Origin of the sequence: Actinomyces denticolens (assembly GCF_002072185.1) — a bacterium.
GTDB lineage: Bacteria > Actinomycetota > Actinomycetes > Actinomycetales > Actinomycetaceae > Actinomyces > Actinomyces denticolens.
This window is the reverse complement of record NZ_MVIW01000003.1, coordinates 30,598-52,070: the sequence shown is the minus strand read 5'-3', so window position 1 is coordinate 52,070 and position 21,473 is coordinate 30,598. Positions and strand designations below refer to the sequence as shown.

The 21,473-nt window shown below is 71.0% G+C and carries 23 protein-coding genes and 3 tRNA genes; 16 read left to right on the top strand and 10 right to left on the bottom strand.

Annotated elements, in window-relative coordinates; all coding sequences use genetic code 11:
- Positions 1-29: 29 nt before the first annotated feature.
- Complete coding sequence (locus B1H55_RS01465; protein WP_073452305.1) at positions 30-392, top strand: DUF3039 domain-containing protein; 363 nt, start codon at positions 30-32, stop codon at positions 390-392.
- Complete coding sequence (locus B1H55_RS01460; protein ID WP_077239966.1) at positions 389-2,209, top strand: DEAD/DEAH box helicase; 1,821 nt, start codon at positions 389-391, stop codon at positions 2,207-2,209. Before B1H55_RS01465 ends, B1H55_RS01460 begins: the two co-directional genes overlap by 4 nt.
- A gap of 92 nt (positions 2,210-2,301) precedes the next feature.
- On the opposite strand, the gene B1H55_RS01455 is transcribed toward B1H55_RS01460, so the two are convergent.
- A complete protein-coding gene (locus B1H55_RS01455; RefSeq protein WP_073452302.1) occupies positions 2,302-3,702 on the bottom strand; it encodes a nicotinate phosphoribosyltransferase in 1,401 nt (466 codons plus the stop codon).
- A 64-nt stretch (positions 3,703-3,766) separates the two neighbouring features.
- Between B1H55_RS01455 and clpS the strand changes: the two genes are divergently transcribed.
- From clpS to B1H55_RS01430, 5 genes are read left to right on the top strand one after another with little or no spacing between them, the layout of a single operon-like run.
- Positions 3,767-4,090: an ATP-dependent Clp protease adapter ClpS gene (gene clpS, locus B1H55_RS01450; RefSeq protein ID WP_073452439.1), complete on the top strand. Its 324-nt coding sequence runs from the start codon at positions 3,767-3,769 to the stop codon at positions 4,088-4,090.
- Positions 4,087-4,653 (top strand): DUF2017 family protein, encoded by a 567-nt coding sequence (locus B1H55_RS01445; RefSeq protein ID WP_077239968.1) that lies wholly within the window; start codon positions 4,087-4,089, stop codon positions 4,651-4,653. The genes clpS and B1H55_RS01445 overlap by 4 nt, the downstream gene beginning before the upstream one ends.
- A 42-nt stretch (positions 4,654-4,695) precedes the next feature.
- On the top strand, positions 4,696-5,583 hold the full coding sequence (murI, locus tag B1H55_RS01440; protein WP_218565827.1) for a glutamate racemase: 888 nt from the start codon (positions 4,696-4,698) through the stop codon (positions 5,581-5,583).
- A complete protein-coding gene (locus B1H55_RS01435) occupies positions 5,580-6,386 on the top strand; it encodes an MBL fold metallo-hydrolase (protein WP_073452297.1) in 807 nt (268 codons plus the stop codon). The genes murI and B1H55_RS01435 overlap by 4 nt, the downstream gene beginning before the upstream one ends.
- Positions 6,383-6,943, top strand: coding sequence for a DUF3054 domain-containing protein (locus B1H55_RS01430; protein ID WP_231952568.1), 561 nt, complete (start codon positions 6,383-6,385; stop codon positions 6,941-6,943). Before B1H55_RS01435 ends, B1H55_RS01430 begins: the two co-directional genes overlap by 4 nt.
- Positions 6,944-7,040: 97 nt before the next feature.
- On the opposite strand, the gene B1H55_RS01425 is transcribed toward B1H55_RS01430, so the two are convergent.
- Positions 7,041-7,763 carry a non-canonical purine NTP pyrophosphatase gene (locus B1H55_RS01425; RefSeq protein WP_073452295.1) on the bottom strand — a complete coding sequence of 241 codons (723 nt, stop codon included), beginning with the start codon at positions 7,761-7,763 and terminating at the stop codon, positions 7,041-7,043.
- On the bottom strand, positions 7,760-8,554 hold the full coding sequence (gene rph, locus B1H55_RS01420) for a ribonuclease PH (protein WP_077239970.1): 795 nt from the start codon (positions 8,552-8,554) through the stop codon (positions 7,760-7,762). The genes B1H55_RS01425 and rph overlap by 4 nt, the downstream gene beginning before the upstream one ends.
- Before the next feature lie 277 nt (positions 8,555-8,831).
- On the opposite strand from rph, the gene B1H55_RS01415 reads away from it, so the two are divergent.
- From B1H55_RS01415 to B1H55_RS01400, 4 genes are read left to right on the top strand one after another with little or no spacing between them, the layout of a single operon-like run.
- Positions 8,832-10,355: an ABC transporter substrate-binding protein gene (locus B1H55_RS01415; RefSeq protein ID WP_077239971.1), complete on the top strand. Its 1,524-nt coding sequence runs from the start codon at positions 8,832-8,834 to the stop codon at positions 10,353-10,355.
- On the top strand, positions 10,352-11,302 hold the full coding sequence (locus B1H55_RS01410) for an ABC transporter permease (RefSeq protein WP_073452289.1): 951 nt from the start codon (positions 10,352-10,354) through the stop codon (positions 11,300-11,302). Before B1H55_RS01415 ends, B1H55_RS01410 begins: the two co-directional genes overlap by 4 nt.
- A gap of 8 nt (positions 11,303-11,310) precedes the next feature.
- Complete coding sequence (locus tag B1H55_RS01405; protein ID WP_073452287.1) at positions 11,311-12,093, top strand: ABC transporter permease subunit; 783 nt, start codon at positions 11,311-11,313, stop codon at positions 12,091-12,093.
- Positions 12,080-13,438, top strand: a complete 1,359-nt coding sequence (locus B1H55_RS01400; protein WP_073452285.1) for an ABC transporter ATP-binding protein — start codon at positions 12,080-12,082, stop codon at positions 13,436-13,438. Before B1H55_RS01405 ends, B1H55_RS01400 begins: the two co-directional genes overlap by 14 nt.
- A gap of 94 nt (positions 13,439-13,532) precedes the next feature.
- Here the strand turns inward: B1H55_RS01400 and B1H55_RS01395 are convergent.
- The 6 genes from B1H55_RS01395 to pip form a co-directional block, all read right to left on the bottom strand.
- Positions 13,533-13,617: transfer RNA gene (locus B1H55_RS01395), tRNA-Leu, on the bottom strand.
- Positions 13,618-13,692: 75 nt separating this feature from the next.
- The gene (gene bcp / locus B1H55_RS01390) at positions 13,693-14,169 is read right to left on the bottom strand and encodes a thioredoxin-dependent thiol peroxidase (protein ID WP_077239972.1); all 477 of its coding nucleotides are present in this window, start codon (positions 14,167-14,169) and stop codon (positions 13,693-13,695) included.
- Positions 14,170-14,225: 56 nt separating this feature from the next.
- The gene (locus tag B1H55_RS12590; RefSeq protein ID WP_167370537.1) at positions 14,226-14,393 is read right to left on the bottom strand and encodes a hypothetical protein; all 168 of its coding nucleotides are present in this window, start codon (positions 14,391-14,393) and stop codon (positions 14,226-14,228) included.
- A 362-nt stretch (positions 14,394-14,755) separates the two neighbouring features.
- Positions 14,756-14,829, bottom strand: a tRNA-Lys gene (locus B1H55_RS01380).
- A gap of 37 nt (positions 14,830-14,866) precedes the next feature.
- Positions 14,867-14,940: transfer RNA gene (locus B1H55_RS01375), tRNA-Lys, on the bottom strand.
- A 116-nt stretch (positions 14,941-15,056) separates the two neighbouring features.
- The gene (gene pip / locus B1H55_RS01370) at positions 15,057-16,208 is read right to left on the bottom strand and encodes a prolyl aminopeptidase (protein WP_231952566.1); all 1,152 of its coding nucleotides are present in this window, start codon (positions 16,206-16,208) and stop codon (positions 15,057-15,059) included.
- A 157-nt stretch (positions 16,209-16,365) separates the two neighbouring features.
- On the opposite strand from pip, the gene B1H55_RS01365 reads away from it, so the two are divergent.
- From B1H55_RS01365 to B1H55_RS01350, 4 genes are all read left to right on the top strand, one after another.
- A complete protein-coding gene (locus B1H55_RS01365; RefSeq protein ID WP_073452281.1) occupies positions 16,366-17,286 on the top strand; it encodes an ATP-grasp domain-containing protein in 921 nt (306 codons plus the stop codon).
- 133 nt (positions 17,287-17,419) lie between these two features.
- Positions 17,420-18,043 (top strand): hypothetical protein, encoded by a 624-nt coding sequence (locus B1H55_RS01360; RefSeq protein WP_073452279.1) that lies wholly within the window; start codon positions 17,420-17,422, stop codon positions 18,041-18,043.
- Positions 18,040-18,525: a hypothetical protein gene (locus B1H55_RS01355; protein ID WP_073452278.1), complete on the top strand. Its 486-nt coding sequence runs from the start codon at positions 18,040-18,042 to the stop codon at positions 18,523-18,525. Before B1H55_RS01360 ends, B1H55_RS01355 begins: the two co-directional genes overlap by 4 nt.
- Before the next feature lie 23 nt (positions 18,526-18,548).
- Positions 18,549-18,932 (top strand): YccF domain-containing protein, encoded by a 384-nt coding sequence (locus B1H55_RS01350; protein WP_077239973.1) that lies wholly within the window; start codon positions 18,549-18,551, stop codon positions 18,930-18,932.
- A 46-nt stretch (positions 18,933-18,978) separates the two neighbouring features.
- On the opposite strand, the gene B1H55_RS01345 is transcribed toward B1H55_RS01350, so the two are convergent.
- Positions 18,979-20,319, bottom strand: coding sequence for an amino acid permease (locus B1H55_RS01345; RefSeq protein WP_073452275.1), 1,341 nt, complete (start codon positions 20,317-20,319; stop codon positions 18,979-18,981).
- A gap of 172 nt (positions 20,320-20,491) precedes the next feature.
- Here B1H55_RS01345 and mmuM point away from each other — a divergent pair, with 172 nt between their 5' ends.
- Complete coding sequence (gene mmuM / locus B1H55_RS01340) at positions 20,492-21,469, top strand: homocysteine S-methyltransferase (RefSeq protein ID WP_077239974.1); 978 nt, start codon at positions 20,492-20,494, stop codon at positions 21,467-21,469.
- Positions 21,470-21,473 lie beyond the last annotated feature (4 nt).

Sequence of the window (21,473 nt, the reverse complement as noted above, 5' to 3'; positions counted from 1 at the left end):
GCGCCCGGGGGCGGGCCTAGACTGGCCGCATGATGCTTCCCCGCATGAGCTCCGATCCGGCTGATCCTGGCAGCCCCGCGGACCCGGGCGCCGAGCCCGGGCGCTCCGTGGGCACGGCCGTCCTGGAGCGCGAGGAGCTGCAGTCCACGGACGACGGCGACGCCGACCGCTTCGCCCACTACGTGCGCAAGGACAAGATCGCCGCCGCGGCCGCCACCGGCCGCCCCGTGGTCGCCCTGTGCGGCAAGGTGTGGACCCCCGGCCGTGACCCGTCGAAATACCCCGTGTGCCCCACCTGCAAGGAGATCCTGGACTCCATGCGCCCCGGTGACGGCGAGGGCGGGGGAGGCCCGCGCCGCCCGCGCTTCCCCTTCGGGCGGGGTGGTCGGTGAGCCCCGCGCGCGGGAGCCAGGCCCAGCACAACAACCCCACCCAGCCGTCGATCTTCGCCGCGGAGCACCTCTCCCCGGCCTATCCGCAGCGCGCCGCCTGGGGGACGACACGCTCCCTGCGCGCCTGGCAGGCGGCCGCCCTCGAGAAGTACATGACGGCCATGCCGCAGGACTTCCTGGCCGTGGCGACGCCGGGCGCGGGCAAGACGACCTTCGCCCTGCGCATCGCCGTCGAGCTCCTGCGCCTGGGCGAGGTCCACAAGGTGACCATCGTGTGCCCCACCGAGCACTTGAAGTACCAGTGGGCGGAGGCCGCCGCGAAGGTCGGCATCCACATCGACCCCTCCTACTCCAACGGGCAGGGGGCCCTCGGATCCCGGTTCGACGGCGTCGCCCTCACCTACGCGCAGGTCGCCGCCAATCCCGCGCTGCACCGCGCCCGCACTGACTCCATCCGCACCCTCGTCATCCTCGACGAGATCCACCACGGCGGCGACGCCCTGAGCTGGGGCGATGCCATCCGCGAGGCCTTCAGCCCCGCCCGGCGCCGCCTGGCCCTGACCGGTACTCCCTTCCGCTCCGACGAGTCCCCCATCCCCTTCGTGACCTACGCCGAGGAGGCCGGGGGGATCAAGCGCTCGAAGGCCGACTACTCCTACGGCTACTCCGACGCCCTGCGCGACGGCGTCGTCCGCCCGGTCATGTTCATGTCGTACTCGGGCGAGATGCGCTGGCGCACCCGCGCGGGGGACGAGGTGGCCGCCCGCCTGGGCGAGCCCCTGACCAAGGACCTCGAGGCCCAGGCCTGGCGCACCGCCCTGGATCCCAAGGGGGAGTGGATCCCCGCAGTGCTCGCAGCCGCGGACCAGCGCCTGAGCGAGATGCGCCGCCAGGTGCCCGATGCCGGCGGCCTGGTCATCGCCGCCGACCAGCGGCGCGCCCGCGCCTACGCCCGCCAATTGGCCGCGATCACCGGGGAGTCCCCCACAGTCGTCCTGTCCGACGACTCGGGTGCCTCCAGCCGTATCGAGACCTTCGCCGAGTCCACCGACCGCTGGATGGTGGCCGTGCGCATGGTCTCGGAGGGGGTGGACGTCCCGCGTCTGGCCGTGGGCGTCTACGCGACCTCGACCTCCACGCCCCTGTTCTTCGCCCAGGCCGTCGGGCGCTTCGTGCGCTCGCGGGCGCGCGGCGAGACTGCCAGCGTCTTCCTGCCCTCGGTCACCCCGCTGCTGGGCCTGGCCAACGAGATGGAGGTCGCCCGCGACCACGTGCTCGGCAAGCCCCGGTCGAACGAGGATGAGGTCTTCGGTTACCCGGAGGACCGCCTCGTCGCCGAGGCCAACCGGGAGGAGAGGGCCTCCGACGATCTCTTCGGCGCCTTCGAGGCCATGAACTCCACCGCCGAGTTCGACCGGGTCCTCTTCGACGGCGGCGAGTTCGGCACCGGCGCCATGGTCGGCTCCGTGGAGGAGCAGGACTACCTGGGCCTGCCCGGACTGCTCGAGCCCGAGCAGGTCACCGCCCTGCTGCGGGCCCGCCAGGACAAGCAGATCAAGTCGCAGAAGCGCCAGGCCGCCGCTGCCGCCCAGCGCCGTGCCAACTCCGGGGTCGACGACGCCCGCAAGCGCGCCGCCGCCCGCAAGGAGCTCAACTCGCTCGTCTCCGCCTGGGCGCGCCGCTCGGGCCAGCCCCACGGGGCGGTTCACAACGAGCTGCGGCGCGTGTGCGGGGGCCCGGAGGTCGCCCAGGCCACCACCGAGCAGATCGAGAAGCGCGTGGGCACCCTGCGCCGCTGGTTCGTCGGCAAGCGCTGACAAGCGCCGGCGGGCGCTGAGAGGGGGCGCGCTGCTGGGGCGCCGGGCCGGCGGGGCGACGACGGCGGCCGGGCCGGCCTGCTCAGCGCGCTTCAGCGCCGGATGGCGGTGCGGCCGTCGAGGTCGAGGTAACGGGTCGGGATCGCGGCATCGCCGTCGCTGAGCCTCCAGGCCTCGTAGGGCAGCTCCGCGCGCGAGACCTGGTGGCGCTCCGCGGCGGCGGCCAGCGCCCCCTCGTCCCGGTGCTCCTCCACGATCGCCCCGTCGACGACGAGCGGCACCTGCAGGGGACGCGCCCCGGCCTCGGCCAGGGCAGCCAGGCCCTCCGCCTCGGTGCCGGCCGAGACGAGCAGCTCCTCCACCGCCGTCCCTGCGCCGTCGATCACACGGCCCGCCCACTTGCGGCCGCCGACCGTCGCCTTGCCCCCCGAGGAGAACTTCGCGACCTCCGCCATCTCGCCGTCGGCCCCCCGGCGCTCCACGAGCTTGTAGACCAGTGCCGCCGTCGGGCGCCCCGAGCCGGTCACGAGCTTGGTCCCCACGCCGTAGGAGTCCACGGGCGCGGCGCCGAGCGCGGCGATCGCGTGCTCATCGAGGTCGTTCGTCACCGTGATCCTGGTGGATGTGGCGCCCAGGGCGTCGAGCTGCGCGCGCACCTTGAAGGCCTCGGCCACGAGATCGCCGGAGTCGAGGCGCACCGCGCCGAGCTCCCCGCCCGCGTCCCGGGCGGCCCTGACCGCCCGCTCCACGCCCGTGGCGATGTCGTAGGTGTCCACGAGGATCGTCGTGCCCGTGCCCAGCGAGGCCACCTGTGCGGCGAAGGCCTCCTCCTCGCTGTCGTGCAGGAGGGTGAAGGAGTGCGCGGAGGTCCCCACCGTGGGGATCCCGTAGCGCATGCCCGCCTCCAGGTTGGAAGTCGCTGTGAACCCGCCGACGACGGCCGCCCTCGCCGCCGCGACGGCCGCCTCCTCGTGCGCCCGGCGCGCCCCGAAGTCAGCGCAGGGGCGGCCGTGAGCAGCGATCGTCATGCGCGAGGCGGCCGAGGCCACCGCGCAGTCGTAGTTGTAGATCGACAGGGCGAGCGTCTCGATGATGCAGGCCTCCGCGAACGTGCCCTCGACCGTGAGCAGGGGGGACCCGGCCACGTAGCACTCGCCCTCGGCATAGCCGCGGATCGTCCCCCGGAACCGGTAGTCGCGCAGGAAGTCCAGCGTCATGTCGTCCACGACCCCGGTGCGGTGCAGGAAGTCGATCTGCTCGGAGGTGAAGGCGAAGGCCTCGACGGCATCCAGGAGGCGCCCCGTGCCCGCCACCACGCCGAAGCGCCGGGAGGCCGGCAGCTTGCGGCCGAAGAGCTCGAAGACGCTCTCCCGCCCGGCCGTGCCCGCCCGCAGCGCCGACTGGAGCATGGTGAGCTCGTACATGTCGGTCATGAGGGAGGTCGACAGCGCGGTGGGCAGCGAGGCGGACGGAGCGCCGGGCGTGATCGTCATGACAACAACCTAGTCCCAACCGAATGCGCGCTGCATGCCCGCCGTCTCCGGCTACGCTGCCAGCATGAGCCCCGCCGTGCCGGTCGCGGAACCGATCATCCAGCCAGATGAGCGCACCAGCGCCCACCGCCTGTGGGCCACCGTCGTCCACGACGACCCCATCAACACCATGGACTACGTCACCTGGGTCTTCGCCAGCTACTTCGGCTATCCCCGATCCAAGGCCGCCCACCTCATGATGCAGGTCCACATGACCGGCCGCGCCACCGTCTCCCGTGGCGAGCGCGCCCGCATGGAGGCCGACGTCACCGCCATGCACTCCTACGGGCTGCGCGCCACCATCGAGCCCCTGGCGGGCCTGCCCGACGGCGGGGGAGAGGACCGATGAGGGCCTTCGCCGCCGTCGAGGGGGGCTGGGAGAGCCGGTTGGAGGCATGGGAGCGCGAGGCCCTGGCCGGCCTCCTCCTGCAGGTCGCCACCGTCCTGGGCGCCGACGACGACGACCATCCCGCCGAGACCTCCGCGGACCGGGCGCTCCGGGCCGAGGCCGCCCTGGCCCGCGAGACCCTCCTGCCCGAAGCCTCGGAGGACCCGGAGATCGCCGTCGCCATCTCCGCGCGCAGGCGCGCGGACCTTCGCGACCTCAAGGACTCCCGGGCGCGCGACGTCGTCGCCGAGCTCCTGGCGCCCTCCGGGACCCGCGGCGCCGTCCGGGTGGCGGCGGGCGCCGAGGGCGCGTGGCTGGGGGCGCTCAACGATGCCCGCCTCCTGCTCGCCCGGCGCCTGGGGATCGACAGTCCCGAAGCCGCTGAGGCGATTCACTCGCTCGCTGACTCGATGCCGAGTGGGAGTGAGGATCCGCAGGTCAGAGAGCATCATGCGGCGGCGATCCTCTACACCATGCTCACCTGGTGGCAGGAATCACTGGTCTCAGGGCTCCTGGGGGACTGAGCGCCGCATAGTCTCGGGTCCATGAATGACGCCGCCATCGGAATGTTCGACTCCGGGGTCGGCGGGCTCACGGTGGCGCGCGCCGTCCTGGATCAGCTCCCCGGGGAGAGGGTCCTCTACATCGGCGACACCGCGAACACCCCCTACGGGCCGCGTCCCATCGACGAGGTGCGCGCCCTCGCCCTGGGGGTGATGGACGAGCTCGTCGATTCCGGCGTCAAACTCCTCGTCATCGCCTGCAACACGGCGTCGGCGGCCGTGCTCCACGACGCCCGCGCCCGCTACACCCTGGGCAGGGGAGTGCCTGTCATCGAGGTGATCCACCCCGCCGCCCGCGCTGCCGCCCGCGTGACCCGCAACGGGCGCATCGGCCTGATCGCCACCCAGGGAACCGTGGACTCGCGCGCCTACCCCGACGCCCTCAGCGCCGTCCCGGGGGTCGAGCTCATCAGCCAGGCCTGCCCGCGCTTCGTCGACCTCGCCGAGAGGGGCGTGACCACGGGCCCCGAGGCACTCGGGGTCGCCGAGGAGTACCTCGCGCCAGTGCGCGACGCCGGCGTCGACACACTCATCCTCGGCTGCACGCACTACCCGCTGCTCGTGGGCCCCATCTCCTACGTCATGGGGGAGGACGTGCGCCTCGTCGCCTCCTCCGATGAGACGGCCAAGGACGTCTACCGGGCTCTTGCCGCGAACGACCTGCTCCGCGACCCGGGCGCTCCCGCCCCCCTCCACGACTTCCGCTCCACGGGGGACCCCGAGTCGTTCGCCGTGCTCGCCCGCCGATTCCTGGGCCCCGAGGTCGGGGCGGTCACCCGCGCCGGCCGCCCGGCGCCGTCGGCGCTGGAGCCGTCGGCACGGGCTGAGCGGGCCGGGCGGGCTGAGCAGGCCGTGCCCGTCCCCGCCATCTCTGACGAGGAGAGCGCATGAGGCTCACCATCATCGGCTGCTCCGGCTCCATGTCGGGACCAGGCTCCTCCGCCTCCTCCTACCTGGTGCAGGCCAGCGGCGGTGACCCTCTGGGCCCCGTGGGCGCCGAGCACACCTGGTCCGTCATCCTGGACCTCGGCCCGGGCTCGATGGGACGCCTCCTCAACCACGTGGACCCCGCCGACCTCGACGCCATCTGCATCTCCCATTGCCACGCCGACCACATGGTCGACCTCGTCGGCATGCAGGTCTACCGCCGCTGGAACCCCACCGGCCCCCTCGGCCCCGTCCTCACCCTCGGGCCCTCCAACCTGCTGGAGCGCCTTCGCGGCGTCGACGGCACGGAGAAGACCGATGAGGACTACCGCACCGAGTTCGATATCCGCACCGTCACCCCGGGGCGCCCCGTCCGCGTGGGCCCCATGACGATCACCCCGTACACCGCCCTGCACCCGGTGGAGGCTTACGGCTACCGGATCGAGGGCCCCAGCGAGGACGGATCGCGCATCGTCACCATGGCCTTCACCGGGGACACCGACTCCTGCGAGGGCATGACCGCCATGGCCGACGGCGTCGACCTGCTCCTGTCCGAGGCCGCCTTCGTGGAGGGCGGGGAGACCGTACGCGGCATGCACCTGACCGGTCTGCGCGCCGGCGAGCTCGCCGCGGAGGGGCACGTGGGGCGCCTGATCCTCACCCACATCCAGCCCTGGACGGACCCCGCCATCCCGCTGGCCGAGGCCCGCCGCGCCTATTCGGGCCCGGTGGACGCGGCCATGAGCTCGATGGTGTGGGAGCTGTGAGCGAGCGCGGGGCCGCTGCCGTGGATCCGATCGAGGGCGACTCCTCCTCATCGGCTGCCGGGGCGGGGGGCAGGATCGAGTGGTCGCCGGCCGTTCCCGACGGCGTTGACTGCCCCTGGACCCGTGACCGGCTCACGCGCTGGTGGCTCGTTCTGCCCGCCGACGCCATCGGCGCCGCACTTGTGGCGGTGCTGGGCTCGGCGGGGGCGCATGAGCTCGACGCGATCCCGACGGCGCTGGCGCAGGGAGCCGTTGCCGTGGTGATCGCCTGGGCATGCGCGTGGGCGCTGCTGCGCGGGCGCGAGCACCACCTCGAGAGGCCCTGGCCGGAGGGCGGTGCCGTCATCGCCGTGACGTGGGGCGCGTGGATCGTCATGCGCGTCCTGGCCGTCGGCGGCGCGGGACTGGCGTCATGGGCCGTCATGACGGGAGTGCTGCTCGCGGCGGCCCTCGATGGCTGGCGCTGGCTCTACGGCTTCGCCAAGGCCCATGACTCGCTCACCCCCAAGCCCCTCCAGCGCCGTCTGGACGCGCAGGATCACTCCTCCAGCACCTGATCCACCCATTCGCATACCTTATGGCCGAGACCGGTCGATAATGTCATCGAGACCGGCCCTCCGAGCCGGTCTCGATGACATTATCGACCGGTCTCGCTCATTGGGGGAGGTGATGAGTGAGGAGATCGGCGAGGATGGGCGCCAGGGCGCGGAAGGCCCGGCCGCGATGGGAGATCGCGTTCTTCTCCGCCGGGGTCAGCTGAGCGCTCGTGCGACCCGCCGCCCCGGGCTCATCCTCGCCGGCGGGAACGAAGATCGGGTCGTAGCCGAAGCCTCCCTCGCCGACGGGCTCGGTGATGAGCCGTCCCTCCATCGAGCGCTCGATGATCTCCTCGCGCCCCGCCTCGCCCCCGACCCCGGGGACGACGAGCACGGCGGCGCAGGTGAAGCGGGCGGTGCGGTGCGGGTCCGCCACGGCGCTGATCTGGCCCAGGAGGAGGCGCAGGTTCGCCTCGTCGTCGCCGTGGCGACCGGCCCAGCGCGCCGAGAAGATCCCCGGCGCCCCGCCGAGGACGTCCACGCACAGCCCCGAGTCATCGGCGACGGCGGGCAGGCCCGAGGCCCGGGCCAGAGCCCGCGCTTTGATGAGGGAGTTCTCCGCGAAACTGAGGCCGTTCTCGATCGGCTCGGGGACGTTCAACTCGGCGGCGGAGATGATCGTCCCGGGGGCCAGCCCGGGTACGAGCGGCGCCAGGATCTGCCGCAGCTCGGCGAGCTTGCCGGCGTTGCGAGTGGCCAGGACGAGGCGGGCCCCGCGGGGCGTCTCGACGGCGGATGAACCGTCGGCGCCGATCGGCTGGTCATCAACGGCCGGAGTCATGCTCGTGCCCCCGCAGCGGATGAGACCGTCACGGGCCCGTCGGCGCGCTCCGCCAGGGCCCGGTGCTGGAGGGCCGCCAACTCCGCGTTGCCCGCGCTCGCCAGGTCGAGCAGGGCGCCGAGCTCGTCGCGGTCGAAGGGGGCGTGCTCAGCGGTTCCCTGGACCTCGATGAAGCGCCCGTCACCGGTCTGGACGACGTTCATGTCGGTCTGGGCGCGAACGTCCTCCTCGTAGGGAAGATCGAGGCAGGGGACACCGTCGATGATGCCGACGCTGACGGCGCTCAGCGAGTCGGCGAGCACGGGCAGCCCGGCGCGGGGCTTGATGAGGCCGCGCTCGGTTCCCCAGGCGACGGCGTCGGTCAGGGCGATGTAGGCCCCGGTGATCGCTGCGGTGCGGGTGCCGCCGTCGGCCTGAAGGACGTCGCAATCCAGCGCGATGGTGTTCTCGCCCAGGGCGCCGACGTCGATGATGCCCCGCAGCGACCGGCCGATGAGGCGGGAGATCTCGTGGGTGCGCCCGCCGACCTTGCCGCGCACGGACTCGCGGCCGCTGCGCTCGGAGCCCGCGCGGGGGAGCATCGCGTACTCGGCGGTCACCCAGCCCTCGCCACTGCCCTTGCGCCAGCGCGGGACGCCCTCGGTGAACGATGCCGCGCACAGCACGCGGGTGCGTCCGAAGCTGATGAGGACGCTGCCCTCTGCGTGGTCGAGCCAGCGGCGGGTGATGGTGACGGGGCGCAGCTCATCGGTCGCGCGCCCGTCCTTGCGGGTGAAGCCGGTCGTAGTCACTGGGACAGGGTACCGGGGTGGCGGGCAGTCCGCGCCGGGCGCACGCCGATTGCATGTGCGGATAAGAATCAATATCATTTTGCTTCGTGATCCCCGACGGCCGTGCCACCGCTGTCGGAGCGCATGACCTCGCCGAAGAGGACCGTGTCTCCGATCAGGATGCGCCGCTGTTCGGCACGAGCGCCTATCGGCGCATTTCCCCGAGCGGTTCGCCCGTACGAGCCGCTAGTCCCCGAGACGGCGCCGCCCGGGCGCCGCGCATCGCAGGAGTCCTGACATGAGACGACGCGCTTTCACCATGCTGGCCCCCGCATTGACGGCACTGGCGCTGTCCGGCTGCTCCGGTCGGGACGGGACCCTCGGCCCCTCCCAGAGCACCCTGCGCGTCGGTGCCCTGGGCGCGAGCACGGACAACCTCAACCCTCTTATGGCCAACGGCCAGGCCGACTACATCGCCATCAGGCATCTCTATGAGACTCTCGTGGAGTTGCGCGATGGCGTGGTGACCCCAGTCGTCGCGCAGAGCGTCACCCCCAACGAGGGCGCCACCCGGTGGACGATCGTCCTCCGCGATGACGCGATCCTGGCCGGGGCGGGCACGACCGCCAGGCCGGTGAGAGCAGCGGATGCCGCCTACAGCCTGTCTCTTCTGTCCGACCCCTCCAGGAGCCCGGGGTACGCGAGCTTCTACCAGGATATGGACGCCGCCTCGATCGAGGTCGTGGACGACCGCACTCTCGTGGTCCCGCTCACGCGGCCCCGCGCCGACTTCCTGTCCACGGTGCTGGCCTTCGCCTCCTTCATCGTGCCCGAGGGGTTCGAGGACTGGACCGCTCCGGTCGGCTCGGGCCCTTACGAGCTGGAGGCCTATGAGCCCGGCAGTAGGATCGTCCTCAAAGCCCGGCAGGATCACCGCGGTGGGACTCCGGCGATCACGCGCCTGGAGATCAGCGTCATCAACGACCCGCAGACCCGTATGAACGCCCTCAAGAGCGGCGAGATCGACGTGGCGACGCGCCTTGATCCCGTCATCGTCAAGGCCGAGGAGGCCAACCCCGACATCATCATCCATCGCGGCTCCACGGCCGATGCGCAGGTCCTGGGCTTCGAAATGAATGTCAAGGCGCCTCCCTTCGACGACCCATCCGTGCGCGAGGCCGTGAAGCTGGCCATCGACCGCCAGGAGATGGTCTCAACAGTCCTGTTCGGCGAGGGGCAGGTCGGTAATGACCTGGTAGGTCTGGGGCTGGAGGGCTATGCCTCCGACATCCCCCAGCGCGAGCACGATCCGAGTCGGGCCCGCGAGCTGTTCGCGCAGGCCGGGGTGACGCAGATATCCATCCGTGCCGCGGAGATCGCGCCGGGCCTGACATCCGCGGCCAAGCTGCTCGTGGACCAACTCGCCGCGGCAGGGGTCACCGCCACCGTGGAGCCGGTGGAGGCGGACGCATTCTTCGCTGATATGGAGGTGGTCTTGTCCACGCCGATGCAGGTCGCCTATTACCTCAACCGCGATGCGGGCGCCTACCTGGGGAGCTTCAGCGGATCCACCGGGTTCTTCAACATCTCCGGTTACGCGCCCGCCGAGTTCGACGAGTTGCTGGCCCGGGCCCAGTCGACCCTCGACGCCGAGGCCCGTGCCGAATTGTTCGGGCAGGCCCAGCGCAAGATCTGGGAGGAGGGCGGAACCGTCCTGTGGGGCTATCAGACCGTCTTGGATGCCAGTATCCCCGGTCTGAAGGACATGGGCCTGGCTCAGGGGATCCCGGTCTTCGATCGGGCGAGCCTCTCCCGCTCATGAGGCCGGACCCGCGCACCGTCCTGGCCGCGCGCATCGTCTGGGCCCCGGTCAGCGTGCTCGCAGCCGGCTGCCTGGCCTGGTGCGCGGTCACCCTCCTGCCCGGTGACGCCGCGACCAACATCCTGGGTCCTCACGCGACCGCCGGGCGCCTGGCCGAGTTGCGGGCCGCCATGGGCCTGGATCGTCCTGCCCTGGAGCAGATGCGGCACTGGCTTCGAGGACTCCTGAGCGGGGACCTGGGCACGAGCATTCTGACTGGCCAGCCGGTAGCCGACCTGATCGCTCCCCGCCTGGGGGCCTCTGCTGTGCTCGCCGGCGCGGCCTCGGCACTGGCGCTCGGAGTCGGCATTCCCCTGGGAACGATGATCGGCCTGCGCCCACGGGGGCGCGGCATCGCCGGCGCCGTCCTCCTGGGGATCGGCGCCGTGCCCGACTTCGTCGTGGGATCGGTGGCCGTGGGGTTGCTCGCGGTCTCCTGGAGGCTGCTGCCCTCCCTGTCCAGGCTCCAGACGGGTCAATGGCCCTGGCAGCGGCCTGAGGCGATGGTCATCCCGGTCCTGGCGATGGCACTGCCCGTGATCGTCTGGGTCGCCCGCTACACAGCCGCCGTGGTGGAGAGGCAGGAGCGGACCGCCCATGTGCGCGCGGCCCGCCTCATGGGCGTCTCCGAGAGGCGCGTGCTCCTCCACCATCTGCTTCCCGGCGCCCTGGCGCCGCTCTTCCAGCTCTTCGGCTGGATGGCCTCGGGACTCGTCGGCTCCACGGTCGTGGTGGAGCAGCTGGTGGAGTTCCCCGGCATCGGCTCCCTCCTGGGACGGGCCGTGAGTCAGAGGGACACCCCAGTGGCGGTCGGGATCGTCACGGTCCTGGCCGCCGTCATTGCCGTGAGCGTGCTCGTGTGCGACCTGGCCGCGCGCAGACTCGATCCGAGGCTGGCATCGCGATGATGCTGGGAATGCGGCGACCGCGCGTCGCCACGATGGCCGTTCTTGCCCTCGGCTGCCTGACGGGCCCCCTAGTCGGCCGGTTCCTGCCGGCATCCCGGGGGCTTCCCTTCCAGGCCCCTGATGGCCGCCACATCCTGGGGACCGACGCGCTGGGCGAGGACGTCCTGGCGCGGCTGGTCGAATGCGCGCCGGGGACATTCCTGGTACCCGGGGCCGCGGCGGCAACGCTCGTGGTCGTCGGCACCCTGCTGGGTGCACTGCTGGGGCTGGGGCCCTCTGGCCTGCGCGCCGTCGTCCTGCGCGCGGGTGACGTGCTGCTCATCATCCCACCGGTCGCGCTCACCCTGGTCATCGTGCTCGGCCTGGGCGCCGAGGCGACGACGATGGTCGCCGCCGTCGTGCTCACCGGCCTGGTCCCCTTCACCCGTGTGACGGCGGGCGCCACCGCCCAGCTGGCGCGCTGCGGCCATGTGGAGGTCGCGATGGGACTGGGGGACGGTCTCCTGCGAATAGCGGTCCGCGACGTGATCCCGATCCTGACGGGTGTCATTGCGGCTGAGGCGGGCTTGCGCCTCCTCGCAGCCATCCAACTGGTGGCGGCCGTGAGCTTCCTCGGCTTCGCCCCCGGGCTCGGGGACAGTTGGGCGAGGGCGCTCAGAGAGAACATCACCGGGTTCAGCCTGAACCCCTGGGCCTGCCTCGCCCCGGGGATGGCCCTGGTCCTCGCTACCGCCCTGATCGCCCTGATCGCCGCCTCTGTTGAACGGGGAGGGCGTGATGACCGTCCTTGACTGCATCGATTTGAGCATCAGCGCCCCTGATGGCCGGGTTCTCGTGGACCACTTGAATCTCAGCGTAGCCATGGGTGGGCGTGTGGCGATCATGGGCCCCTCAGGGACGGGGAAAACCTCCCTACTGCGGGCGCTCCTCGACGATCTTCCTCCCGGCTTCAGCCGCTCGGGAACGCTGCGCCTCGCCGGGCGCGAGGTGAGCGGGAGTCAGGATGCGACCAGGCGGCACGTGCGAGCCCACGTCGCCTATCTGCCCCAGGAGGCCGGTCCGAGCCTGACCCCGACGATGCGCCTAGGAGCCCTTCTCCGCGAGGCCGCGCGGTGCCGCGGCAGGAAGGCCCGCGAGGAGGCGAGGCTCGCCCTGGAGATGGTCGGGCTCCCCACTGACCCGGTCTTCCTCGCCCGCCGGCCCTGGCAGCTCTCCGGAGGGCAGCAGCGCCGCCTGGCACTGGCGCGGGCTCTCGCGCGCCGATGCCCGCTGCTCGTGCTCGACGAGCCGACCGCCGGGCTGGACCCGGCAGCTCGCCGCCAGGTCCTCGACGTCCTTACCGGACTGTCCGGGGGCCTGTGCTGCGCCCTGCTCATGGTCACCCACGACGAACAGGCCGCTGAGGCCCTGGGCTGCGCTGTCAGGCGGCTGGGGCCATCTGGCGCCCCGGCGTCGACGGCGCATGCCGGTCCTCGCGCCGCGCGACGGCCCCGGCCCATTCTGATCACGCGCAATGCCGACATCGCCGCCCCCGGAGGCCGCCTGGTGGCCCGCGACCTCACTCTCGAGATGCGCCCGGGGGAGGTTACGGTGCTGCGAGGGCCCAGCGGTGGGGGCAAGACGACCATCGCCAGGGCGTTAGTCGGCCTGACGCCGATCGTCGGCGGGACGATCGAGCTGGACGGCCGCACCGTCCCCGCTCCTGTGCTCGCTCGTGCAGAAGCGCAGCGGCGGCGCATTCAGTACGTGCCGCAGGATGCCCGATCGGCCTTCAATCCGCGTCGAACCATGCGGCAGGCGATAGACGACGCGCGGCCCGCGATGGATCCCGGCGACTTCTTGGAACCTCTGGGATTGGACGCCGATCAGTGGGGACGCGTGCCGGCCGGCCTGTCCGGAGGGCAATGCCAGCGCTTCGCCCTTCTTCGTGCCCTCGCCGTGCAGCCGGGAATCCTGCTCCTGGACGAGCCGACCTCCGCCCTCGACCCGTCGTCGGCCAGGCGGGTGCTCGGCGTCATCCGGCGCTTCGCCGACCAGGGGAGGGGCGTGCTGCTGCTGACCCACGACGAGGATACGGGCGCTCTGGCGCCGGAGCACGAACTCGTCCTGTGCGATGGCGTCGTTGCGAGCCGCTGAGAGCACCGCCGCAGGACTGAATGCCGTCGGCAGCCGTGGAGTGCGACGCTCCCCGCCCCCTGCTCGCCCGGTTGGGCTTTGTAGAGGAGTGCCGTGGTACGCGAGAAGGGACTCGAACCCTCACGCCCGAAGGCACCAGGACCTAAACCTGGGGCGTCTACCAATTCCGCCACTCGCGCTCGCGGACGAGCCTACCCGCTCGGGCGGGCGCCCCGCGGCGCGGTCAGCTCCGGCCCGCCGGACGCAGCGCCATCTCAGTCGATGCCGAGCTCGGCGCGCAGGCGGCCGACATGCCCGGTGGCCTTGACATTGTGCTTGGCCAGCAGGACCTTCCCCGCGGTGTCCACCACGACAGTCGAGCGGATGACGCCGGTGACGACGCGTCCGTAGTTCTTCTTCTCACCCCAGGCGCCCCAGGCCTCCATGACGGTGTGATCGGGGTCGGACAGCAGCGGGAAGGGCAGGGACTGCCTCTCGGCGAAGCGCGCCAGGGCGGCGGGGGAGTCGGGGGAGATGCCTACCACCTCGTAGCCGGCGGCCCGCCAGGAGGCCAGGGAGTCGCGGAAGTCGCAGGCCTCCTTGGTGCAGCCCGGCGTGGAGGCTCGGGGGTAGAAGTAGACGACCACGCCGGCGTCGGCCCTCTGGCGCAGCTCGGCGAGGCCGACCTCGGCGCCGGAGGCATCAGTCAGTGAGAAGTCCGGGGCCGTGTCCCCGACGGCGAGAGTGCTCATGATCCGTCTCCTGTCCGTATCCGACCTGGGCGTTGTCCTTCCGGTCGGCCCGTGCCTCAGGCGGCCAGGTCCAGGGCCTCCTCGGCGGCCTGCAGGCGCTCCAGGGCCCGCTCTAGGCGGGACGGGGACGCGGTGGCGACCAGGGAGTCGACCTCGGTACGGGCCGCGGCGAGCTCGCGCTCGGCGTCCTCGCGGGATGCGATGATGCTGATGATGTTCGTCATTGCTCTCTCCTTCTTCTCATCTCAGCCCTTCTGCGAGGGCTCCTCAATGCCGGGCGCGGGCAGGGACGGCAGGGAACCTGCTCGGTGGCGCTGACGCGCTCCGGCGGATGGTCACGGTGGGCGCGAACGGCACAGGGCTCCCGGAGGGTTCTCCACGGGGGAGGGCGCCTCGGCGCTCGCGGCACGGCGGCGTGCGCTCGGGATTCATTCCCGCAGCGGCATCGCGCCGATCCAAACGTGGTACACCGCCAAGGACTCGAACCTTGAACCCGCTGATTAAGAGTCAGCTGCTCTACCAATTGAGCTAGCGGTGATCGGCCACTCGCGTGGCCGACGGCTTCCGGCTGGGCCGGGAGTCGTCGTACCCCCTCAGGGACTCGAACCCTGGACACCCTGATTAAGAGTCAGGTGCTCTAACCAACTGAGCTAAGGAGGCTCTGGTGAGCGGCTTCCGGCTGGGCCGGGAGTCGTCGTACCCCCTCAGGGACTCGAACCCTGGACACCCTGATTAAGAGTCAGGTGCTCTAACCAACTGAGCTAAGGAGGCATTGGATTGTCATGATCGCCAGGCGCGAGCGCTTGGCAACGGAGACAGACTGTACCTCCGGGGTGTGCAGCGAGTCCAGCCGGGAGCGGCTTGTGGCCCTCGATGTGCCTGATATCTCAGGCCTCAGTGGGGGTGGCGCCTCCCCGCGCAGTGAGCCGCGCCGATCCGGCGGGCGCCGCGGATCCCGCGAGCCCGGCGCGTCCTGCGAGTCCTGCAAGCTCAGTGGCGAAGCGATCAGTGGCCCTGATGAGCGAGTCGAGGGTCTCGGGCTCGTTGAAGGCGTGGCCCGCGGTGGGGCTGATGCGCAGCTCTGCCTCCGGCCAGGCGCGGTGGAGAGCCCAAGCGGTGCCGATGGGGCAGCACATGTCGTAGCGGCCCTGGACGATCACCCCGGGGATGCCGTGGTCGGCCAGTGTCCTGGCGCGGGTGAGCAGCTCGCCGTCGTCCATCCAGCCGTGGTTGACGAAGTAGTGGTTCTCGATGCGCGCGAAGGTGAGGGCGAAGGCCGGGTCCTGCACCTCATCGATGTGCTCCTGGTCGCGCAGGAGGGTGGAGGTCGCCGCCTCCCATGTGGTCCAGGCGATCGCCGCCGGGCCGTGGATGGCGGGGTCCGGGCTGGTCAGCAGCTCGTGGTAGCGCTCGATGTACCCGCCGGGGCCCACGCCGTCGCCGGCCGCCGCCGTGTAGGCCTCCCACTCGTCGGGCCAGACCATGTCCGCGCCGCCCGCCTCGTAGTACCAGTCGAGCTCGCGCTGGCGCAGGGTGAAGATCCCCCGCAGGACGAGGGCGGCCGCGCGCTCGGGGTGCGTGACGGCGTAGGCCAGGGCCAGGGTGGATCCCCAGGACCCGCCGAAGATGAGCCATGATTCGACGCCCAGGTGGGTGCGCAGGCGCTCCATGTCCTCCACGAGGTGCCAGGTGGTGTTCGCCGTGAGGTCCGCCTCCGGCTCCCAGGCGTGGGGCAGGGAGCGTCCGCAGCCGCGCTGGTCGAACAGGATGATCCGGTACTTCTCCGGATCGAAGCACCGCCGGTGCGCCGGTGCGCAGCCGCCGCCGGGGCCGCCATGGACGAAGACCGCCGGGATGCCCGCCGGGTTGCCGCACTCCTCGTAGTAGACGCTCTGGCCGTCGCCCACCTCGAGAAGGCCGGTGGCGTAGGGCTCGATCTCCGGGTAGAAGCCGCGCAGCGCCGACGACGGCGAGGCGGTGGTGGGGGAGGCGGCATCGATGGGGAGGGGACTGGAGTCGGTCTGCTCGGGGGCGCTCATGGCGGCATTATGGCGCCAGCGCGGGCCGGTGCGCTCGTGGAGGTCCGCAGCGGCCGCGGTGGGACGTCGGGCCCGGGGTGGAGGGGGCTCGCCGTCCCGCTGGTTCTCACAGCCCCGGAGGTGGGGCCTAGGGCCGTGCGCGCGGTACGGTGGGACCGTGAGCATGCCGATTGTGACCCTCGCGACCTCCTCCGACTTCCCAGGACTCGATGAGGACGACCGCGCCCTGCCCGATGCGCTGCGCGAGCGGGGCATCGAGCCGCGCATCGCCGTGTGGAATGAGCCGGGCGTGGACTGGTGCGAGTCGGACATGGTGGTCCTGCGCTCAGTGCGCGACTACGCCAAGAGCGACCGCTACGAGGACTTCATGGCGTGGACGCGCTCCGTCCCGCGCCTCGCCAATCACCCCGACGTCGTCGCCTGGAACGCGGACAAGCACTACCTGCGCCGCCTCAGCGAGCTCGGCGCGCCCATGATCCCGACCCTGTGGCTGGAGCCCGATGCGGGGCTGTCCAAGCACCAGGTGCACTGCCGGTTCCCGGCCTTCGGCGACTTCGTGGTCAAGCCGGCCATCTCCTCGGGCGGCCGCGGCACGGGACGCTACACGGCGATCGACGCCGGCTCCCGCTCGGCGGCCATCAACGACGCCATGCACCATCTCTCGCGGGATCGCACCGTCATGGTGCAGCGCTACCTCGAGGAGGTGGACCGCAGGGGCGAGCTCTCGCTGGTCTACTTCAACGGCGTGCTCTCCCACGCCGTCGAGAAGGCCCCCATGCTGCACCCCTCCTTCCGCTCCACGGACGAGGTCCACGAGGAGATCGTCACGGCGCGTGAGCCCAGCGAGCAGGAGTGGCTGTGGGGAGAGCGGGTGCGCAAGGCCATCCATCAGCACATCAAGGAGCGCTCCGGGCGCGACATCCAGTTGCTGTTCAACCGGGTCGACGTCGTCGAGGACGGCCAGGGGGGCTTCTACCTCATGGAGGTCTCGCTCATCGACGCCGGCCTCTATCTGGGCTCGGCCCCCGACGCCCTCAACAACTTCGCCGACGCCATCGCCCAGCGCGTCTTCTGGTGACTGGGACGATCCGGATCCTCCACTGCGATCAAGGTCTTAGTCTTGATATAGTTTGATCAAGGTAGAAGCATTGATGCAGGGCTATCAAGGCTTCAACATTGATGAACTGAACTGTCGCCGGAATGAGGGTGAGATGCTTGTCATGACTGTCGATCAGCGGGGCTCGCGCACCGCTCCTGATCGTGTGCCCGCCCTGCTGGAGGCCCTGCGCGGCATTCCCGTACGCGCACCCTTCGAACGGACCGTCGGCGATGAGGTCCAGGGAGTCCCTCAGGATGCGGACGCGGTGTGGAGCGCTCTGCGCGTCATGACCCGCGAGGGGGACTGGCATATCGGCATTGGCGGCGGTGCCGGTGAGCTGGGGCCCGATGGAGCCTCCCGTTCCGGGAGGGGGGCGGCCTTCCTCGCCGCGCGCGATGCCGTCGAGGCCTCGAAGAGTCGATCGCCATCGGTTGCCGTGCGCGAGGGAGGGCTGCCCGGAAGTGAGCGCGCCGCTGCTGTCGAGGCGGTGGCCGGGCTCCTGGTGTCCCTGCTCCAGCGCCGAAGCGAGGCGCAGTGGCAGACCATCGATCTCCTCGAAGGCGGCATGAGCGGGCAGCAGGCAGCCACTGTCCTGGGGATCAGCCCCCAGGCCGTCTCCCAGCGTCGACTCGCCGCTGGGGCTGACATCGAGCGCGACGGTGCCGCTCACCTTGTCCGTCTCCTGGACGCGCTGGACCACGCGGCCGCTGACGAGCCCCAGGGGAAGCGGGAATGAGTATCGAGGCTGTTCTTTCGGGCTTCGCCGCGTTCATTGCTTCGGCCGCGGGCGGTTGGCTGTTCGTCCGCCTCCTCCTGGCGTTCGCCCGCGTTCCCGAGCGGTCAGGCGGGCGCGCCAGCTCGCCCGACGGGCGCCGCGTCCCCCTTCTCAAGCCTCGCGCGGGGCAGGGCGGGCAGCGCCGATCATCGCTCGGTGACGGGCCTGTCGGCGAGAGCGGGGACAGGGCGAACGAGGAGCTGTTGCGGGGTGGTGCGATGATCGGTGTCCTGGAGCGCATCGCGATCACTGGAGCCGTTCTGGCAGGCCAAGGCACATGGATCGCCGGTGTGATAGCAGTTAAGGGCCTGGGGCGGTGGGCGGATCTCAAGGACAAACCCGGTTCCACTGAGCGCTTCATCATCGGGACACTCGCCTCGATGATCTGGGCCGTTTTCTGTGGATCCTGCGGGCGGATGGCCATCGGATCGTTCGCGTGCTGAGCCCGGTGTGATAGGACTGTGCCATGCGCACGCTGCTCAACCTCATCTGGGTCGCCTTCGGCGGCTTGTGGCTCTTCCTCGGCTACATCCTCGCCGGGATCATCGCCTGCGTCTTCATCATCACCATCCCCGCCGGGGTGGCCTGCTTCCGCATCGCCGGGTACGTGCTGTGGCCCTTCGGCCGCCAGGTGGTCCCCAGCCCGGGCGCCGGCGTCATGAGCGGGCTGTCCAACGTCATCTGGTTCCTCATCGCCGGCCTGTGGCTCGCCATCGGGCATGTGACCACTGCCTTCGCCCAGGCCATCACGATCATCGGGATCCCCTTGGCCATCGCCAATATCAAGCTCATCCCCGTCACCTGCTTCCCCTTCGGCAAGCGGGTCGTCCCCGGGCGCGGCCTGCTCTGAGGACGCCGATCCGCGTGCCCGAGCGGCGCGGAGATCCCCGATCCGATCAGAGGCTGACACGGCGAGCCGCTGCCCAATGGCCCCCGTAGCACGCCGCCAGGAACACCGCCGTGATCCCCAGGGCCGGGCGCTGAACCGGGTCGAAGACGATGAGCAGGCACGACGCCGTCGTCAGCACCAGTGCCGCGATCGGCACCCACGGGTATCCCGGCGCCCGATACGCCAGCTCCTCGACGCCGTGCCCCTCGGCCGCCCACCTGCGCCGGAACGACAGGTGCGAGGCCGAGATCGCCACCCACACGAGCACCACGGCCAGGCCCGAGACCGACACCAGCACGAGGTAGACCGTCGACGCCGCGTACACCGAGGTCAGGAGCGCGGCCAGACCGCCGATCATCGACAGGCCCATCGCCAGGGCGGGCACCCCGAAGCGGTTCGTGCGCGCCAGCGCCCTCGGCAGAGTCCCCTCGTTCGCCAGGGACCACAGCATGCGGGTCGAGGCGTAGAGCCCCGAGTTCGCCGCCGACAGGATGGCGGCCAGGATGACGACGTTCATGATGTCCCCGGCCCCGGGAATCCCGATCCCGTCCAGGACGGTGACGAAGGGGCTCTCCTCCACTCCCGCGTCCTCCCATGGGATGAGCGCCGCGATGACGACGATGGAGCCGATGAAGAACACAACCAGCCGGGCCAGAGTGGCATGGATCGCGCGGGGGATCGTGGCGCCCGGGTCCTTCACCTCGCCTGCGGTGATGCCGATGAGCTCGGTGCCTGAGAAGGCGAAGTTAACGGCCAGGATCGTGGTGAACACCGCGCCGAAACCGTTGGGAAAGAAGCCGTCCTTGTACAGGTTCGTCAGCCCCGGGAACGACCGGCTCCCCTCATAGGGCAGTAGGCCGATGATCGCGGCCGCGCCCAGAAGGATGAAGATGATGATGGCCGCCACCTTGATCCCCGACAGCAGTGTTTCCGCCTCGGCGAAGATTTTGACCGAGACCATGTTGAGCACCAGGATCAGCACGATGAAGGCGGCCGCCCACACCCATTCGGGGACACCCGGGAACCAACCGTGCATGATCATCGCGGCGCCGGTGAACTCGCTGCCCAGCGCCACCGTCCACGTCAGCCAGTACAGCACCGCCGTCACGAAGCCCGTGGCCGGCCCGATGAAGCGGCGCGCGTAGACGTGGAACGCCCCGGTGAAGGGCATCGCCACGCTCAGCTCGCCCAGGCACAGCATGACCAGGTAGACGATGACGGCGCCGATGGAGTAGGCCAGAACGGTCCCCGCCGGGCCGGCCTGGTAGATCGTGTTGCCGGTCGAGAGGAACAACCCCGTGCCGATGACCCCGCCGAAGCTGATCATCATGAGGTGGCGCCGGTTCATGCGGCGCTCCAGCGCGGTGACGTGACCCGGACCTTCAGGGTGGCCGCTTCCGGGCCGTGGGGGTGGAGCAGGAGGTGCCGCCGATAGGGCGGCTGCGTGATGGGAATCTGCCACGGGAGCCATGGTCGGGACGCTACTGGGACACCCCGGGCCTATCCGATACCGTGTCGCAATGCGAACGTTCTCGGTGCCCGACACCTCTTCCGGACCTCGATCAGTACGGCTGTCCGCCCTTCTGGCGCGAGGCCCGGTCATCCTGGACGGGGCGATGGGGACCGAGCTCGACGCCCGTGGTGTCGACACCCGTAACGCCCTGTGGTCGGCGCTCGCACTCACTGCGGCGCCCGACGTCGTGCGCGAGGTCCACACCGACTACCTGGACGCCGGGGCTCGCGTCATCACCACCAACACCTATCAGGCAACGCTCCCGGCCCTGTGCCACTGCGGGTACGACGCCGCACAGGCACGAGAGATCATCGCGGCCGGTGCCCGCCTGGCCCAGGAGGCCGCCCGCCGCTTCGAGGCCGGGCATCCCGAGGCTCTGGTGCTCGTGGCTGGAGGGCTCGGGCCGTATGGCGCCTACCTGGCTGACGGCAGTGAGTACACCGGGGCCTACGACGTCGACGTTCCCGGTGACCCCCGTTTCCGGGAGGTTCATCAGCCCCGCATCGAGGCGTTGGTGGGGGAGGGGGTCGAGCTGTTCGCCCTGGAGACCCTTCCGCGTCTGGATGAGGCGCGGGCGCTCGTCGCCATGGTGAAGGCTCTGGCGCCCCGGGTCGAGTGCTGGGTCTCCTTCCAGGTGCAGCCCGACGGCGACCGCCTGGCCGACGGCAGTCCACTCACCGAGGTGGCAGCCTGGGCCGAGGGGCAGGACATGGTCGTGGCCGTCGGCCTCAACTGCGTGGCCCCCGACGCCGTCGGCCGAGCGCTGACCGTCCTGCGCGCGGCTACCGGCAAGCCGCTGGTGGCCTATCCCAACGCCGGGGACCTCTACGACCCGGTGACCAAGACCTGGCGGGCAGCGGGGCAGGGCGCCGGGCTCGGGGTGCTGGCACCCTCCTGGATCGCCGCCGGGGCCCGGCTCGTCGGAGGCTGCTGTCGTACCCGCCCGACCCAGATCCGCGAGCTCGCCTGTGCGGTCGGAGCGTAGCCGC